Origin of the sequence: Marinobacter profundi (genome assembly GCF_002744715.1) — a bacterium.
GTDB lineage: Bacteria > Pseudomonadota > Gammaproteobacteria > Pseudomonadales > Oleiphilaceae > Marinobacter > Marinobacter profundi.
In genome coordinates this window covers 65,839-83,110 of sequence record NZ_KZ319369.1, presented here as the reverse complement: position 1 = coordinate 83,110, position 17,272 = coordinate 65,839, and the positions used below count along the sequence as shown (strand labels likewise).

The 17,272-nt window shown below is 58.8% G+C and carries 12 protein-coding genes; 5 read left to right on the top strand and 7 right to left on the bottom strand.

Annotated features, from left to right (window positions below):
- The first annotated feature begins 85 nt into the window (after positions 1-85).
- Entirely contained in the window at positions 86-1,228 is a 1,143-nt protein-coding gene (locus CLH61_RS05885; RefSeq protein ID WP_099613787.1) for a DcaP family trimeric outer membrane transporter, read from the top strand.
- A gap of 63 nt (positions 1,229-1,291) precedes the next feature.
- Here the strand turns inward: CLH61_RS05885 and CLH61_RS05880 are convergent, their stop codons facing one another.
- The 3 genes from CLH61_RS05880 to aceE form a co-directional block, all read right to left on the bottom strand.
- On the bottom strand, positions 1,292-2,545 hold the full coding sequence (locus CLH61_RS05880) for an NADH:flavin oxidoreductase/NADH oxidase family protein (protein WP_099613786.1): 1,254 nt from the start codon (positions 2,543-2,545) through the stop codon (positions 1,292-1,294).
- A 261-nt stretch (positions 2,546-2,806) separates the two neighbouring features.
- Positions 2,807-4,465, bottom strand: a complete 1,659-nt coding sequence (gene aceF / locus CLH61_RS05875) for a dihydrolipoyllysine-residue acetyltransferase (protein ID WP_099613785.1) — start codon at positions 4,463-4,465, stop codon at positions 2,807-2,809.
- Between the two features lie 10 nt (positions 4,466-4,475).
- Positions 4,476-7,148 carry a pyruvate dehydrogenase (acetyl-transferring), homodimeric type gene (aceE, locus tag CLH61_RS05870; RefSeq protein WP_099613784.1) on the bottom strand — a complete coding sequence of 891 codons (2,673 nt, stop codon included), beginning with the start codon at positions 7,146-7,148 and terminating at the stop codon, positions 4,476-4,478.
- A 577-nt stretch (positions 7,149-7,725) separates the two neighbouring features.
- Here aceE and CLH61_RS05865 point away from each other — a divergent pair.
- Positions 7,726-9,090, top strand: a complete 1,365-nt coding sequence (locus CLH61_RS05865) for a KamA family radical SAM protein (RefSeq protein ID WP_099613783.1) — start codon at positions 7,726-7,728, stop codon at positions 9,088-9,090.
- A 76-nt stretch (positions 9,091-9,166) separates the two neighbouring features.
- Here CLH61_RS05865 and CLH61_RS05860 read toward each other — a convergent pair whose 3' ends face one another.
- The 3 genes from CLH61_RS05860 to CLH61_RS05850 form a co-directional block, all read right to left on the bottom strand.
- Positions 9,167-9,487, bottom strand: a complete 321-nt coding sequence (locus CLH61_RS05860; RefSeq protein ID WP_099613782.1) for a hypothetical protein — start codon at positions 9,485-9,487, stop codon at positions 9,167-9,169.
- Between the two features lie 51 nt (positions 9,488-9,538).
- Positions 9,539-10,402, bottom strand: coding sequence for a thioredoxin (trxA, locus tag CLH61_RS05855; RefSeq protein WP_099613781.1), 864 nt, complete (start codon positions 10,400-10,402; stop codon positions 9,539-9,541).
- An 80-nt stretch (positions 10,403-10,482) separates the two neighbouring features.
- Positions 10,483-11,532, bottom strand: a complete 1,050-nt coding sequence (locus CLH61_RS05850; protein ID WP_099613780.1) for an AraC family transcriptional regulator — start codon at positions 11,530-11,532, stop codon at positions 10,483-10,485.
- Positions 11,533-11,667: 135 nt separating this feature from the next.
- Here CLH61_RS05850 and CLH61_RS05845 point away from each other — a divergent pair, with 135 nt between their 5' ends.
- The gene (locus CLH61_RS05845) at positions 11,668-12,762 is read left to right on the top strand and encodes a fatty acid desaturase (protein ID WP_099613779.1); all 1,095 of its coding nucleotides are present in this window, start codon (positions 11,668-11,670) and stop codon (positions 12,760-12,762) included.
- Positions 12,763-12,947: 185 nt separating this feature from the next.
- Positions 12,948-15,398, top strand: coding sequence for an endopeptidase La (lon, locus tag CLH61_RS05840; RefSeq protein WP_099613778.1), 2,451 nt, complete (start codon positions 12,948-12,950; stop codon positions 15,396-15,398).
- A gap of 47 nt (positions 15,399-15,445) precedes the next feature.
- Here lon and CLH61_RS05835 read toward each other — a convergent pair whose 3' ends face one another.
- Positions 15,446-15,940: a MarR family winged helix-turn-helix transcriptional regulator gene (locus CLH61_RS05835; protein ID WP_099614193.1), complete on the bottom strand. Its 495-nt coding sequence runs from the start codon at positions 15,938-15,940 to the stop codon at positions 15,446-15,448.
- Between the two features lie 345 nt (positions 15,941-16,285).
- Here CLH61_RS05835 and CLH61_RS05830 point away from each other — a divergent pair, with 345 nt between their 5' ends.
- A complete protein-coding gene (locus CLH61_RS05830; RefSeq protein ID WP_228152549.1) occupies positions 16,286-17,263 on the top strand; it encodes a TPR end-of-group domain-containing protein in 978 nt (325 codons plus the stop codon).
- The last annotated feature ends 9 nt before the right edge of the window (positions 17,264-17,272 follow it).

Sequence of the window (17,272 nt, the reverse complement as noted above, 5' to 3'; positions counted from 1 at the left end):
TAAAGATCGAATTTATTTGAAATGTCATGAATTGGTAACTAAGTTGAAGTGGGTCCAACAACAATAATGTGTGGAGACAACAACGATGCAAAGCAACAAATTGAGAATGGCCATCCGTGCAACGGCTGCTGCGGCGATTTTTGGCGTGGCAGGTCAGGCTGGCGCAGTCAGCTTTGACGCGGGCGGCTGGAACACCAGTGTCTATGGCTATGCGCGTCTGAACGCCGTTTACGACATTGACGAGGATGTGGGCTCAACCACACAATCCGGCAACTTCAGCATGATCAACACTGGTGCCGCCGAGAACAACGAAGCCACCGGTTATTTTGATGCGGATGCGGTCCAGAGCCGGATCGGCGTGAAAACCACGTCCCCCGAGGGCGTAACCTTCAATATCGAGGGTGACTTCCGTAACGGTACCCTGCGTCTGCGTCACGGCTACGGCTCCTACAATGGCGTGCTGGCCGGTCAGACCTGGTCCAACTACAACAGCTTCGTAGGCAACACCGCAACGCTGGACTTCGATTCCCTGCCGGGCACTGCCGGTTACCAGGGTCGTACTGCGCAGCTGCGTTACACCACCGGCGCACTGTCCATCTCTGCAGAAGATCCGCAGAGCTCGCTTTATGGCGATGCCGCAGTTCAGGCCGCCAAGAAAGATGGCATGCCAACCTTCACCATCCGTCTGGAAGATAAAGCTGGCGGAATGTCCTACTCAGCCGCTGCTTTGGCACACCAGGTCGGCTATGACACCGGCACCAACGATGAAAGCGCTTTCGGTTTCGGCGCCTTCGTCGCCGCCAAGATGCAGATCACTGACATGATCGACATTCACGGCGCCCTGAACTACAGCGACGGTGCCAACAGCTACCTGTGGCGCTCCGGCGACAACTACTTCGGCAGTGATGCCTATATCGGCGCCAATGGCGACGTGGAAACCATCGCGGGCTACGCCGGCAGCATCGGTACCGGCATCAACCTGGGCGGCGGTCGCAGCATCAACATCGGCTACGGCATGACCACCATGGACTGGGACGATGCGGAAGACGACGGCCTGGCAGTTGGCGGAGAAACTGAGACTAACTCAGCCATCATGGCCAACTACAAGTGGACTCCGGTCAAGAACGTCATGATGGGTGTTGAATACCAGTACCTGAAGACTGAGCAAGTGAACGGTGACGACGGCGACGCAAACCGCCTGATGTTCGCAGCCCAGTACAACTTCTGATCCTTCCTTTCAGACGTTGACTCAGCAGAAACCCCGGCTTCGGCCGGGGTTTTTGTTTGCGGTTTATTCCCCTGCCCGCAGGCGGGTTCTCACGCTCCGGGTCGTCATGACCCCGAGCACCTCGAGCAACGACCACAGGCCACGGTCATGCTTGCGGGGCGCCTTGCCGCTTGCCATCCGCCCGATCTGGCGGGTATACCAGCTCACCTCCATCAATGCCATGTCGTCAATCACCCGGATACCGGTCCTGATCGGGCGCACGGCGCTGGTGAAGGGTTGGCCAGCCATGATCCGGCGGGGCAGGTCAGGCTCCACTACCAGTGGACGCGCCAGCCCCACCAGATCGGTGGCACCGGAAGCGACCGCCTCGGCCATGCCTTCCGCCGTACGGAAGCCCCCGGTAACCATCAGGGGGACATCGACCCGCTGACGCACCTGTTCCGCAAACGCCAGAAAGTACGCCTCCCGGGCCCGGGTGCTGGCTTTGACCTCACCACTGTCCCCGCCCTTTGCCATGGCCGGGTTCTCATAGTTGCCACCGGAGATTTCCACCAGGTCGATGCCTTCCGCCACCAGCGCCTCGATGACCGCCAGCGACTCGCCCTCGGTAAAGCCTCCGCGCTGGAAATCCGCTGAATTCAGCTTGATCCCTATATTGAAATCCTCACCGCAGGCCAACCGGATCGCCCGGTAAACCTCCAGTACAAATCGCTGGCGTTTCCCGGCCGACCCGCCCCAATCATCCGTCCGCTGGTTGTGATGTGGCGACAGGAACTGGCTCACCAGGTAACCATGGGCGCCATGAATCTGTACCCCGTCAAAACCCGCTTGTTTTGCCACCTCCGCACTGCGGGCAAACCGACGGATGATGTCCTCGATCTCCGCCCCGGTCAGCGCCCGGGGTGTCGCAAACATACTGCGGAGCTCCTTCCTGAACGCAACTGCACTTGGCGCCACGGGGGCTCGATTCAGCAGCTTCGGGCTCTGCTTGCCGGGATGGTTCAACTGCATCCAGATTTGCGCGCCCCCCACTTGCCCCGCCTTCGCCCAGGCAGACAGCAGCTCCAGGTCCGACGCGTCTTCCACCACCACGTTTTTCGGCTCCCCGATATGGTGGCGATCAATCATCACGTTGCCGGTAATGGACAACCCGCTACCTCCTTCGGCCCAGGCCCGATACACGGTCGCCAGATCGCTGGTGGGGTGGTTGTCAATCGTGCCGAGGGTCTCGCTCATGGCGGACTTGGCAAAACGGTTGGGGAGCACCGAGCCATTGCGGAATCTGAGCGGTGCAGAAAGGATTTCAGCAGGAGTCATGGGGCGCCTATGGAATTGGATAGTTTGTCCAGGAGACCATAGTGAACCCGGGCGCGCGGGTCGTACATTGGCAGCAACGACCGGTAATCAGGGCTGCAGATCCACTGCCAAAACGGGGTGAACCAGGAGCGGACGCAGAAGTGGAATCAGGGGATGGACTCAGGTGCTGAACCCGAGCACTGAACCCGGGTGCTGACCCCAGGCACTCCCCTGGAAATCAGGGGAGTGCCAAAGGCCAACCAGCCAGGAACTACCGGGCAATCACAACAGCAGGGTCCGGATGTCCCCCAGGAACTCACACAGCAGGTTGGTAAAGCGGGCGCCATCGGCGCCGTTCACCGCCCGGTGATCGTAAGACAGGGACAACGGCAACATCAGCCGTGGCTGGAAGGCATTACCATCCCAGACCGGCTTCATGGCTGCCTTGGAGACCCCCAGGATAGCCACCTCCGGCGTGTTCACGATCGGTGTGAACGCGGTACCACCGATGCCACCGAGGCTGGTGATGGTAAAGCAGGCACCCTGCATCTCCGCCGGTTTGAGCTGCTTGTCACGGGCCTTCTGGGCCAGTTCCGCCGCTTCTGCCGCCAGTTCCCAGAGCCCCTTCTTGTCCACGTCACGAATGACCGGAACCATCAGGCCATTGGGAGTATCAACGGCAATACCGATGTGGATGTACTGCTTGCGCACCACTTCCTTGCGCTCCATGTCCAGGGCCACGTTGAACTGCGGCAGCTGGGCCAGCGCATGGGCGCAGGCCTTGAGCAGGAACGGCAACGGCGTCAGCTTGACGCCCTTCTTCTCGCCGGCTGCCTTCTGGGATTTGCGGAAGGCCTCCATGTCGGTAATGTCAGCGTCATCGAACTGGGTGACGTGAGGAACGTTCAGCCAGCTGCGTTGCATATTGGTCGCGGTCGCCGCCATGATCCGGGACATGCCTTCCCGCTGGATCTCACCAAACTGGCTGAAGTCCGGCAGCTTGACGCCCGGGATTCCGGCACCTGCAGCCACTGCACCGCCGCCCTGTTGGGTCTGCTGCAGCTGACCCTTCACATACGCCTGGACATCCTCCTTGAGGATCCGGCCCTTCGGACCACTGCCCTTGATGCGGGCGATATCGGCACCGAATTCCCGCGCCAGCTTGCGCACGGCGGGGCCAGCATGCACCTTGGCACCCGGTACTGGCGGCGCGTAGGTCGCTGCAACAGGCTGCACTGCCGGCTCTGCCGCTGGCGATTTTGCCTCCGGTTTTTCGGAGCCCTCAGCTTTGGCTGGCGGTGCGGACTCAGCTTCCGCTTCACCGCCGTCGCCCGCCTCCTCCACGGTCATTTCAAGCAACTCATGACCCTCGGAGATCTTGTCCCCTTCGGAGACCAGGATCTTGCCAACCTTGCCGGCAAACGGCGAAGGAATTTCCATGGTGGCCTTGTCCGACTCCACCGTCACCAGTGGATCATCCACCTCGATGGTGTCGCCCTCGCTGACGTTGATCTCGATCACCGGGACATTGTCGAAGCCATCCAGCTGCGGCACCCGGACAGTCTCCTGACGGGAGCCACCGGACTTCCTCGCAGCGGCTGGCTTGTCTTCCGAACTGGCTGCGGGCTTTTCCTGGTGTTCGACGGGCGCCGGCTGCGTCGCCTCGTCATTCTCAACCTGGTCGCTGGCAGCCTCAGCACCGCCACTGGCGGCAACGATGCCGATCACATCCCCTTCGCGGACCTTGTCGCCCACTTTGACGGTGATGCGGATGACCTTGCCGGCAACAGGCGCCGGCAACTCTACCGACGCCTTGTCTGACTCGACAGTCAGGATGGGATCTTCCTCGGCTACCGTATCTCCCTCGCTGACGAGGAGTTCGATGATCTCGACCTCGTCCGCACCGCCGAGATCCGGAACCTTGATTTCCTGTTCACTCATGGCGGTCTCCTTAGCTCAGCACCGGGTTCGTTTTATTGCGATCGATTCCGTACTTGCGCATGGCTTCGAGAACCTGTTCCTGCTTGACCTCACCGTCCTTCGCCAGAGCTGACAGGGCGGTCACCGCCACGTAGTAGCGATCCACTTCAAAGAAGTGGCGCAACTTCTCGCGGGTATCGCTGCGGCCGAAGCCGTCGGTGCCCAGAGTCAGGTAGGTCTTGGGAATGAACGAGCGCAGCTGCTCGGAGTGCAGTTTGATGTAGTCAGTGGACGACACTACCGGGCCCTGCTGTTTTTCCAGGCACTGGGTGACATAGGCCTTTCTGGGCTTGTCATCCGGGTGCAGGAGATTCCAGCGCTCTACGTGCTGACCATCGCGGGCCAGCTCGTTGTAGCTGGTGACACTCCACACATCGCTGCTGATGCCGTAATCGTCTTTCAGCATCTGTGCCGCGGCGCGCACCTCATTAAGGATGGCACCGGAGCCCAGCAACTGGACCCGCGGCCCCTTCTTGCTGCCCTTGGCCGCCTTGGCTTCAACCGACTCGAACTTGTACATCCCCTTGATAATGCCGTCTTCGCAGTCCTTCGGCATGGCGGGCTGTGCGTAGTTTTCGTTCTCGATGGTCAGGTAGTAGAAAACGTTCCTGTTCTCCTCGAACATCTCCTTCATACCCTGGCGCACCACCACGGCCATTTCATAGCCATAGGCCGGATCGTAAGCCTTACAGTTCGGGATAGTGTTGGCCAGGATGTGGCTGTGGCCGTCCTGATGTTGCAGGCCCTCACCATTCAGCGTAGTCCGGCCAGCGGTACCGCCCACCAGGAAACCACGAGCCTGGATGTCACCGGATGCCCAGGCCAGGTCGCCAACGCGCTGAAAGCCAAACATGGAATAGAACACGTAGAACGGAATCAGCGGGAAGTTGTTCGTACTGTAGGAGGTTGCCGCCGCCATCCAGGCCGCCATGGCACCTGCCTCATTGATGCCTTCCTGAAGAATCTGGCCTTTCCTGTCCTCCCGGTAGTACATGATCTGGTCACGGTCCTGGGGCACGTACTTCTGGCCCTCGGCTGTGTAGATGCCCAGCTGACGGAACATGCCCTCCATACCAAAGGTGCGGGCTTCGTCCGGGACGATCGGTACCACGCGCTTGCCGATGCGCTTGTCCTTGACCAGCGCACTGAGGATCCGCACGAAGGCCATGGTGGTGGAGATTTCGCGATCCCCGGAGCCTTCCAGAACCTGCTTGAACACGTCCAGTTCGGGAATCTGCAGTGGCTGACAGTCCTTGCGGCGCTTGGGATAAAAGCCACCCAGGTCCTGCCGGCGTTTCTTCATGTACACCAGCTCAGGGCTGTCCGGGGCCGGGCGGTAATAGGGCACCGCCTTCAGCTCATCATCCTTGAGCGGGATGCCAAAGCGATCGCGGAATGCCTTCAGGGTCTCAATGTCGAGCTTTTTAAGTGAGTGCGCGGTGTTCTGGGCCTCACCCGCCTCGCCGAAACCATAGCCTTTGATGGTGTGGGCAAGAATCACCGTGGGGCGACCGTTCGCCTCATGAATCGCCTTGTGATACGCGGCGTAGATCTTGTAGGGGTCGTGGCCACCACGGTTAAGCTTGTTGATTTCGTCGTCAGACAGATCTTCCGCCAGCTTGGCGAGCTCCGGATACTTGCCGAAGAACTCCTTACGGGTGTAGGCAGCACCGTTATGGGCGTAGTTCTGCAAGTCGCCATCACAGACTTCGTCCATGGCGCGCTGCATCACACCATTCACGTCCTTCTCGAACAGCGGATCCCACATACGGCCCCAGACCAGCTTGATAACATTCCAGCCGGCACCACGGAAGACACCTTCCAGCTCCTGGATGATCTTGCCATTACCACGCACCGGACCATCAAGACGCTGCAGGTTGCAATTGACCACAAAGACCAGGTTGTCGAGCTTCTCGCGGCCCGCCTTGGAGATCGAACCCAGGGTTTCCGGCTCGTCACACTCGCCGTCACCGATAAAGGCCCAGACCTTGCGGCTATCCATATCGATCAGCTCACGGCTGTGCAGGTACTTCATGACGTGGGCCTGGTAAATCGCCTGAATCGGCCCAAGACCCATGGAAACGGTGGGGAACTGCCAGTAGTCAGGCATCAGCCAGGGGTGCGGATAGGAAGACAGCCCCTCGCCGTCCACTTCCTCCCGGTATTTATCCAGCTGTTTTTCCTCAAAGCGGCCTTCCAGGTAAGAACGGGCATAGATGCCCGGCGCGGAATGCCCCTGGAAATACACCAGGTCGGATTCCCGCTTCTCGTCACCACCGTGGAAGAAATAGTTGAACCCTACGTCGTACAGGGTTGCAGCCGAGGAGAAAGTAGAAATGTGGCCACCCAGGTCGCCGGGACGCTGGTTGGCACGAACGACCATGGCCATCGCATTCCAGCGGATCAGCGAACGGATGCGCCGCTCCATAAACAGGTCGCCCGGCATACCCGCCTGGTGGGTTACCGGAATACTGTTGCGGAAAGGTGTGGTAATAGAATACGGCAACTCGGTGCCATCACGACTGGCCCGCTCGGACAGCCGCTCAAGAATATATTTGGCGCGCTCAACACCCTCTTCCTCGATCAGAGACTCCAGCGCGTCGAGCCATTCACTGGTCTCAATTGGATCTTCGTCCCGGTACATCAAACCCTCCCCTTGGCATCAAAAGTGCTGCGCACGGCTGACTGGCAGCCTTGCAGGATGCAGCGTGAAATGCAGAGTTTTTATAGGTATCAGCCTGACTACAGCATAGATCAGCTGGCGGGACTTGCCCGTCCGGCCGGCCCAAGACCTTCAAACTCACGAACCCGAAATTTGTAGTATTTTTACTACAATTTAGAGAAAAACATCAAGTTTGATGAGCTTAACCGTCTATACAACTCATTTTTTAGTATTACTTTCGTAGAATGACGTTTTTTCCAGCAGCAAACAAGCCTGATCAGACGAATGTAGTAGGATTATTACCAAAGCTCAAAGCTTGCCACACTAAACGACACCACCCCGAAGCTTTTTACGATTACCACTACATATAGATTGCAGGCGCCATCCAGGCACCAGCGAAGCGGTCTTTGGCACGCCACTTCCCCGAATATTTAATTAGACCTGAAAATGAATTTACTTTTAGGTATACTCCCCTGCCCGTTTTTTAACCAGCGGAGTGCGCGACCAGTAACTGAAAGTACGTACTCCTGACATTTTGCTTACAACCAGAGGGCGATCTATGAACTCCATCGTCACCTTTCCGAACCGGATTCCGACCACCGAATTCGAGGAACGACGCTTCAAGGTCTTTACAGACCGCCAGCTCGACAAGATTGAAATCATCCAGCAGCTCCCTGAAGACACCCTGTTCGAAATGAAGGTTGTGGCCAGCGTGCTGCCCTTCCGGGTCAACGAGTACGTCATTAACGAACTCATCAACTGGGACAAGGTACCCAACGACCCCATCTACCAACTTGTCTTTCCTCAAAAAGGCATGCTGAAGGATGAACATTTCGAACGGATGGCAAAACTGCACCGGGAAGGTGCTGACAAGGCAGATATCCAGGCCGCGGCCAAGGAGATCCGCGACGAGCTGAATCCGCATCCGGCCGGCCAGATGGAAATGAACATACCGGAGCTGGACGGCGAGGTACTGGACGGCGTGCAGCACAAGTACCGGGAAACCGTGCTGTTCTTTCCGGCCCAGGGTCAGACTTGCCACTCCTACTGCACCTTCTGCTTCCGCTGGGCGCAGTTTGTCGGTGACAAAGACCTCAAGATGTCCAGCACCGAAGCCGAGAAGCTGCACGGCTATCTGAAACAACACACCGAAGTGACCGACCTGCTGGTGACCGGTGGCGACCCGATGGTGATGAAGACCAAGAACCTGGTGCAATACCTGGAGCCGCTGCTGGAGCCGGAATTCGACCACATCCAGACCATCCGCATCGGCACCAAGGCGTTGACCTTCTGGCCGTACCGGTTCGTGACGGACAAGGATGCTGACGAGCTGATCGAGCTGTTCGCCCGACTGGTCGACGCCGGCAAGCACGTGGCCATCATGGCCCACTACAACCACTGGCAGGAAATCACCACCGACATCGCGGAAGAAGCCATCCGCCGCATCCGCGCCACCGGTGCTGAAATCCGCGCCCAGGGTCCGTTGATCAAGCACGTCAACGACGATGCCGACGCCTGGGCGAAGCTGTGGAAGAAGGAAGTGAAGCTGGGCATCATCCCTTATTACATGTTCGTCGAGCGGGACACCGGCGCCAAGAACTACTTCGAGGTGCCCCTGGCCGAGGCCTACAACATCTACCGCGAGGCCATGAAGCAGGTCTCAGGCCTGGCCCGCACCGCCCGCGGCCCCAGCATGAGCGCAGGCCCCGGCAAGGTGGAAATCCAGGGCATCACCGAGATCAACGGCGAGAAAGTCTTCGTCCTGCGCTTCCTCCAGGGCCGTAACCCGGACTGGGTACAGCGCCCGTTCTTCGCCAAATACAGCGATACCGCCACCTGGCTGCATGAGCTGGAACCGGCATTCGGAGAGGAGAAGTTTTTCTTCGAGGACGAGTACGAGCAGATGAAGAAGGGGAATGGCTAACTAAAGCCGTTGACTGAGAAACCGGGCACCGCGCCCGGTTTCTATGATTTATGATGCCTCATACAAATCCGCCCGACTATCGCCGCTGCTTTGGCACAAACCCCTCAGGCTTGTCCCGCAGCCAGGCAACAAACGTCCGCAGCTCCTCCAGCTCCAACAGCTTTTCGCGGGTGTTGTAATACAACCCGAGCTCATACTCCGGCCGGGCAGCGTGAATGGCGTTGTGACAGGGTCGGCATACCCACAGGGTGCGGGTGATCAGGTCGTCTTTGCGGAACAGCTTCTGAAAGCGCTTCTTGCGATGCAGGTGTTTGGGAATGAGGTGGTGGCGGGTAAGCCCGGCGACCGGACGCTGGCAGAGCTCGCAGTGGTCAGGTTGGGGCGGCAGTTTGAGCATGCTGGCGGTGCCGGAGTCAGGGCCAACGCCTGACTCCGGCGCGGTCCGGGATCAGTGCATCAGCGTATAAAGCTTGCGCCGGTAGGTGCGGACATCGGGATTGTTGTTACCCAGCTTGTCGAACAGCTCCACCAGCGTGGTTCTGGCAATGCCGTCCTTGTATTTGCTGTCGGCCTGCATCAGGCGGATCAGCAGGTCCATGGCGGCGGCATTGTTGTCTTTCAATACGTGCTGCAACGCCAACTGGTGCAGCGCTTCGGGATTCTTCGGGTCGGCTTCGAGGATCTTTTCCAGCTCGGCCACCGGTGGCAGTTCACCGGCCTGTTTCATGAACTTGATGCGGGCGGCCAGCTGCCGGGCCTGGTGCTGCAGCTTTTCCTCCGGCGGCAGGCTGTCGAGTACCTGTTCGGCCGTGGCCAGGTCACCGGTCTCCGCTTTCAGCTGGGCCAGGTCGATCAGCACCTTGAGGTTGTTCGGATCCTTCTGGTTCAGTTCGCTCAGGATCGCCAGCGCGCCGTCGACGTCGCCGGCCTCCCACAACTGATGGGCCTTCTGATAAGGATCTTCTGCCGGCGCCTCGATGTGCTTCTCCAGCACCTTACGGATCTCGCTTTCCGGCAGGGCACCGTTAAAGCCGTCCACCGCCTGGCCATTCTTCACCAGGATCACCGTCGGCAGGCTTCGCACACCAAGGGAAGCCGTCAGCTCCTGCTGCTCGTCTGCATTCACCTTGGCCAGCTGGAAATTGCCCTGATACTCCTCCGCCAGCTTCTGCAGAATCGGCATCAGCTGCTTACAAGGCGCGCACCATTCGGCCCATACGTCCACCAGGATTGGCGTGGTGGCGGAGGCTTCCATCACCTTCTGCTGAAAGTTGTCGGCGGTGGCGTCGAAGATATACGGCGAAGCGGTCATATATTTACCCGGTTAATAAGACATGGATTACGATCGGTAATGGGGTCAGGCAACGAAAATTCAAGCCAGGCGGACACTGCTCATGGCCGCTGGCCCGCCACACGTCGTTTCAGGTAATCCCGCGGCGAACACCCTGCCCAGCGCCGGAAGGCTCGGCTGAAGTTGGTAACGTCAGAATAGCCCAGCAAGTCAGACACCTCTCCAATACTTTTCTGATTGAGCAACAACAGCCGCTCCGCATGGTGTTGACGAATGCTCTCCACCAGTTGACGAAAGACCACCCCTTCAGCCTGCAAACGACGCTGCAGCGTGCGCGGGGTGGTATTCAGCTTCTCCGCCACCTCTTCCATAGACGCGAAACCCAACTCCTCGTCAAACACCAGGTCTCGCACCTGCTGAGCCAGCGAACGTCCTCCACCCAGCCGGCCCAGCTCTTCCTTGCACTGCTCCCGGGCAATCCGGGCGGCGACAGGGTCTGACATCACCAGGGGGTAATCCAGAATCGACGCATCAAATATAAAACCGTCGAAGGCCCCGTCGAAATGGAGCTTGCCGGCAACCAGATGGTCATATCGTTCCATATAGGGAGGGCGGGGGAATCTCATTACGCCTTCTCCTTTGAGCTTTCGGCCAGTCAGGGCTTCAGCCATGGCTGCAAATCCGGTCAGCAGAAACTGCGCGCCTACTTCGCTCAGCCGATAGCGCTCATCTCGTTCCCCCAGGCTCAGCCGTACAATGTCGCCCTCGTGCCCTGACTCACGCTCAATGCGTAACTGAAGGTCCGAAGAGGGCATGTCGAAATAGGCTCTGGCAATTTCCAGTGCCTCTCCCAGGGTGCGCGCTACCATCGCGGCCTGGCCAATGACCCCATGGCAGGACACCCGCATCTGCAGGCCCAGCAAAAACCCGATACCCGGCTCCCCAGTCAGGCTGATCGCCCGCTCTATCAAGTTGGCGAAGCTGTCCCGAGGCAACCGGAAACCACTGCGCAAACAGTCTTCCGACTGCAGGCCTTCCCCCGCCAGCAGTTTGTCTGCCGCTATATTCCAGCGTTCGGCCACATCCATCAGCAGCAGTACGTAGGTCCCCGGAACGGTCGGTTGGCTGGAAACGATAGAAACTGTTGTCATTGTAGTTGTCGTCTAATGATCGTTTTTTGTCGTCTGATCATACCCGGCTTGGGCACCACCTCACCCACAATAGCAACTGTAGATGCCAGGATCAGGTACCTGGATGCCGATAACCCCCGTTAAATAGGTCAAACCATGTCTTTAGATCCAAGCACCATGACCGATGCCCAAAAAACCGATCACATTCGCAAGACCATTCTGGAGGAAGGCCGGGCGTTACGGCGCCGTCATCCGTGGCTTGAAAAGCACCAGAATCTGATTGGCGCCTCCATTATGGTGGTCTCGCTTCTGGGCATGATTACCAGCGGTACTTTGTATGTCATGGACATTATTCCCTGGTGGCTGTGCATTCCTGTAACCGCCATTTTCGCTTCCTTCATCCATGAACTGGAACACGATCTGATCCACCTGATGTACTTCAAAAACCGCCCCAGGGTAAACAGCCTGATGCTGGCCGTAGGCTGGTTGGCACGGGCAAGCACGGTCAGCCCTTTCGTGCGCCGCAATCTGCACCTGCACCACCACAAGTACAGTGGTACCGAAAGCGACCTGGAAGAGCGAGGCATCACCAACGGTGAGCGCTGGGGGCTACGCCGGCTGCTGATGACCGGTGACAACATGATGGCAGTACTGATGCGCCCACTAACCATGCAGCGTGCGGTGAAGGCGTATATCCGCTCCCAGAAACCGGAATCCCGGGGCGAGGTTCAGAAAATGCGCATCCAGCAACTGCTGGCCTATGCCCCCCTGGGCAACCTTTACTACCTGTTGTTTCATGGCTGGATTGCCATCCATGTGGTGCTGTTCTCGGCACAGGTTGTGGGCTCACCCATTACCCTGACCGGTGAATTTGCCAGCGCGCTTGGGATTCTGAATACCTTTGCCGTGGTCTATATGCTGCCATCGTTCCTGCGCACCTTCTGCCTGCACTTCATCAGCTCCAATATCCACTATTACGGAGATGTTGAAGCCCGCAACGTGATGCAGCAGTGTCAGGTTCTTAACCCCTGGTGGCTGGTTCCGATGCAGGCGTTCTGCTTCAATTTTGGCAGCACCCATGCCATTCACCATTTTGCCGTGCGGGAGCCGTTTTACATCCGCCAATGGACCGCACCAGCCGCCCATAAAGTAATGAAAGAGATGGGTGTTCGGTTTAACGACTACGGCACGTTTATCCGGGGCAATCGCTTCTACCAACAGAGCGTCAGCAGCGAAAGCCGCACGGCCTGAGCGTCGAACCCGATAGCGCTAACACTCAGGGCTACACCTTCCCGATGTGGCCCTGAGTCTCTGCCCTCCGCAATTCCTCACATTTAAACTCCCAACGCCGATACCATCCGCCTTGCCGCATCTTGAAAATCCCGCCAATGCCGTCACATAGGTCTTTAACCACTCAGCCTTGAGAGCAATCCGGCATGAATGACGAGAACCGCAAAGACTCCCTGGAAGAATTTGAAAACGACGTGACCGAGTACATCGGCAAAGACGAGAACAGCAAAAGCCTGATTCTGCCGCAGCAAGCCAGGCCGCGGCGTATGTATGTGTTGCCGGTGTCTAACCGGCCGTTCTTCCCGGCCCAGGTGCAGCCGGTGGTGGTCAACCAGAATCCCTGGCAGGAAACCCTGAAGCGGGTGGGCGAAACCGAGCACAAGGTTCTGGGCATCTGCTTTGTGGAAAACCCGGAATCCGAAACCGGCATTCCCGCCAGCGATGACCTGGAAACCATGGGGTGCGCGGTAAAGGTTCACCATGCCCAGAGCGAAGGTGGCAAGGTGCAGTTTATTGCCCAGGGGATGCAGCGGTTCAGGATTGTTCAGTGGCTGCGCCGCCGCCCGCCCTACCTGGTGGAAGTGGAATACCCGGAGGAGCCGGAAGAACCGGCCGATGAACTCAAGGCCTACACCCTGGCCATCATTGCTGCCATCAAGGAACTGCTGCGCACCAACCCGCTGTACGGTGAAGAGGTGAAGCAGTACCTGTCCCGCTTTGGTCCGGAAGACAGCTCGCCGCTGGCGGATTTCGGCGCATCCATGACCAGCGCTCCGGGCCGGGAGTTGCAGGATGTGCTGGATACCGTGCCTCTGCTCCGGCGTATGGAGAAAGTCCTGCTGCTCATGCGCAAGGAGCAGGAGGTGGCCCGCCTGCAATCCGAGATCAACGAGGAAGTGAACGAGAAGGTGCAGAAGCACCAGCGCGAGTTCTTCCTGCGGGAGCAACTAAAGGTGATCCAGCGTGAGCTGGGCATGGCAAAAGACGACAAAACTGCCGACGTGGAGCGCTTTGAAGAGCGCATGGCCCAATTGAATCCGCCGGAGGCGGTGCAGGAGCGGTTCAAGGATGAAATCCAGAAACTCCAGGTCCTGGAGCAGGGCTCGCCGGAATACGGCGTTACACGCAACTACCTGGACTGGATTACCCAGGTGCCCTGGGGCAGAACCTCGCCTGACCACTTTGACCTGGCGGAGGCCCGGCGCATCCTCGACCGCGACCACGACGGTCTCACCGACGTCAAAGACCGGATTATCGAGTTCCTCGCCGAGGGCAGTTTCAAGGGCGAGATCAGCGGCTCGATCCTGCTGCTGGTCGGCCCGCCCGGCGTTGGCAAGACGTCGATTGGCCATTCGGTGGCGGACGCGCTGGGGCGCAAATTCTATCGCTTCAGTGTTGGCGGCATGCGGGACGAGGCCGAGATCAAGGGCCACCGCCGCACTTATATTGGCGCAATGCCGGGCAAATTCGTCCAGGCACTGAAAGACTCGAAAGTGTCCAATCCGGTCATCATGCTGGACGAGATCGACAAGATTGGCGCTTCCTACCACGGAGACCCGGCGTCGGCGCTGCTGGAAACCCTGGATCCGGAACAGAACCGGGAATTCCTCGATCATTACCTGGATGTCCGCATGGACCTGTCCAAGGTGCTGTTCATCTGTACCGCCAACCAGCTGGACACCATTCCGCGGCCGCTGCTGGACCGGATGGACGTTATCCGGTTGTCTGGCTACATCGCCGAGGAGAAGCTGGCGATCGCCAAGCATTACCTGGTGCCGCGCCTGCTGAAGCGGGCCGGTCTGCTGAAAAAGCAGCTGGGCATCAGCGATGCGGCGCTAAAACAGGTGATTGATGGCTACGCCCGCGAGGCCGGTGTACGCAACCTGGAAAAACTCCTGCACAAGATCATCCGTAAAGGCATCGTGAAGCTGCTGGAAGATCCCGATACCCCGGTGAAAGTCGGCGTGGCGGACCTGGTCAGTTACCTTGGCCAGCCACCGTTCCGGAAGGAAAAGTCCCTCAAGGGCACCGGCGTGGTCACCGGTCTGGCCTGGACGGCCATGGGGGGCGCCACTCTCAGCATTGAAGCCTCGCGGATTCACAGTAACCAGCGGGGCTTCAAGCTGACCGGGCAACTGGGGGATGTGATGCGGGAATCCGCGGAGATTGCCTACAGCTTTGTGTCGTCCAATCTGAAACGCTTCAAAGGCGATCCGACGTTCTTCGATAAATCCTTTGTCCACCTGCATGTGCCGGAAGGGGCCACACCCAAGGATGGCCCGAGCGCCGGGGTGACCATGGCCACCGCCCTGCTGTCCATTGCCCGCAAGGAAGCCCCGCAACAGAATCTGGCAATGACCGGGGAACTGACCCTGACCGGCCAGGTGCTGCCGGTGGGTGGTATTCGCGAGAAGGTGATTGCTGCCCGCCGCCAGAAGATTGCCAACCTGATCCTGCCGGAAGCGAACCGCGGGGACTACGAGGAATTGCCGGACTATCTGAAGGAGGGATTGTCAGTGAACTTTGCCAGGCACTATAACGACGTGTTCCAGGTCTGCTTCGGCAACAAGCCCCGCAAGGGCTCCAGCGTGCACTGAAACACCCGCCATGGACGACCGGGCATCGTCCATGGCCAGACCCGCGTTCAGGCTTTCTCTTTCCAGCCGTCGTCCTTCAGCACCGAGCCCACATCCAGGACCGGTGAGGCATCGATGTCGTCGGCGTCCATCATATTCGCAACCCGCTGCAGGGAGGCCAGAATCATCGTCTGCTCCCATTCAGCCAGGCTCTGGAATTTCTGGATGAAATCTTCCTGCAGCGGATTCGGTGCCCGCGCCAGAATCTCCGCGCCCTCTTCTGTGAGGTGGGCATGGACCTTGCGCTTGTCCTGGGTACTCCGCACCCGGTAGACCAGCTTGCGATGCTCGAGGCGGTCGAGGATGGTCGTCACCGTCGCCTGGCTGAGGCTGACCTTGTCGGCTATGGTGCCAATAGTGACTTCACCCAGCTCCCTGATCGTGCGCATGATCAGCAATTGCGGCCCGGTCAGGCCGGCGTGCTTGCTGAGACGCTTGGAATGCAGATCGGTGGCCCGGATCACCCGCCGCAGCGCCACTAATACCTGATCGTAATTGTTCACTGTGTTCCTCTCGGCACCGGCCGGACCTGATGGTTCGTAAAAGCCGGAATTATAGGCGCCGGGCTTTTTCGAGTACAAAATCTTTTGCCCCTGCATTGCGGCGAAACCTCCCAATCCAGTCAGGCGGGTTCAACCTGCCAAACAATTTATTTATACCACTAACTATTAGAGGTCTTTACTAAACGGATTGCAAGTGGTGGAATCCACTGAGACAAGGCGATTGCACCGCGGCGCAGGCAAACGTGGCGGGTAGCTACCGCGCACGCCGGCCACCGGCATTATTTTGACCGCCCGCTATGCTAAGGTCTCTACCCTTTTGAAATTCAGCAACATGGACACGGCCTGATGACCCATCACAATCCGTACGCCCGCCTGTCGGTCCGCGACCGCGTTTCCACTTTCCGGCCCCACCGCCTGATAGCCATTCTGGCAGGCCTGTTCGTCAGCCTGGCTTTCAGCGTCCAGCTGTACGCCCAGGAGGACGCCAACGCCAACCAGGAGCTGACGGCCGAGGATGTGGAAGCCCGCATCGAGACGCTGGAAAAGCCCATGTACACACCGTTTGTGGAGCTTTACCTGCTTGAAGAAAGCAAGGCCCTGCGCAAGGAAATGCAGAACACCCGTGCCGAGCTGATCGAGAAAGTGGTGGACAAAGAGCTGTCCGTTGCCGACAAGACCATGTCCTACGCCAGCGATACCGTAACCTACTTTTTCTACCTGATCGCCGGAGCCACCTCGATTCTGGTCCTTATCGGCTGGAACTCCATCCGCGACATGCGTAACCAGCTCACCAGCCTGGCAGAGAAGCGGGTGAACGAACTGGTCGTGGAGTACGAGGCACGCCTCAAGGTCATCGAGGAGCAGTTGCAGCAGAAGTCCGACATCATCCACCAGAACCAGGAGGAGATCGAACGCACCAACGAAGTGCACTCACTGTGGCTCAAGGCCAGCCAGGAAACCTCACAGCAGAACAAGATTTCCGTGTACGACCAGATTCTCGACCTGCGCCCTGACGACGTGGAGGCGCTGAGCTACAAGGCGGATGCCGTGCTGGAGCTGCAGGAGCCCCTGTGGGCGATCAGTCTTTGTCTGCGGGCGCTCAAACTGGCGCCGGATAACGGCCATGCCCACTACCAGCTGGCTTGCGCCTATGCCGAAATCGGTCGCTGGGAAGATGCCGTCAACACATTGGGCAAGGCCATCGAGATCTCCGAGGCCTATCGTGACGATGCCTCGGTAGACCCGAGTTTCGCCCGCCTCCACGACCACGACAATTTCCGGGCGCTGGTGTTCACCGGTGAGCCGGAGCGATCCGATGACTGAACCATCCGG

Excerpts from the sequence above, each read along its gene's own strand:
- CLH61_RS05885 (WP_099613787.1), top strand. The coding sequence starts at position 86 with ATGCAAAGCAACAAATTGAGAATGGCCATCCGTGCAACGGCTGCTGCG.
- CLH61_RS05880 (WP_099613786.1), bottom strand. The coding sequence starts at position 2,545 with ATGACTCCTGCTGAAATCCTTTCTGCACCGCTCAGATTCCGCAATGGC.
- aceF (WP_099613785.1), bottom strand. The coding sequence starts at position 4,465 with ATGAGTGAACAGGAAATCAAGGTTCCGGATCTCGGCGGTGCGGACGAG.
- aceE (WP_099613784.1), bottom strand. The coding sequence starts at position 7,148 with ATGTACCGGGACGAAGATCCAATTGAGACCAGTGAATGGCTCGACGCG.
- CLH61_RS05865 (WP_099613783.1), top strand. The coding sequence starts at position 7,726 with ATGAACTCCATCGTCACCTTTCCGAACCGGATTCCGACCACCGAATTC.
- CLH61_RS05860 (WP_099613782.1), bottom strand. The coding sequence starts at position 9,487 with ATGCTCAAACTGCCGCCCCAACCTGACCACTGCGAGCTCTGCCAGCGT.
- trxA (WP_099613781.1), bottom strand. The coding sequence starts at position 10,402 with ATGACCGCTTCGCCGTATATCTTCGACGCCACCGCCGACAACTTTCAG.
- CLH61_RS05850 (WP_099613780.1), bottom strand. The coding sequence starts at position 11,532 with ATGACAACAGTTTCTATCGTTTCCAGCCAACCGACCGTTCCGGGGACC.
- CLH61_RS05845 (WP_099613779.1), top strand. The coding sequence starts at position 11,668 with ATGTCTTTAGATCCAAGCACCATGACCGATGCCCAAAAAACCGATCAC.
- lon (WP_099613778.1), top strand. The coding sequence starts at position 12,948 with ATGAATGACGAGAACCGCAAAGACTCCCTGGAAGAATTTGAAAACGAC.
- CLH61_RS05830 (WP_228152549.1), top strand. The coding sequence starts at position 16,286 with ATGACCCATCACAATCCGTACGCCCGCCTGTCGGTCCGCGACCGCGTT.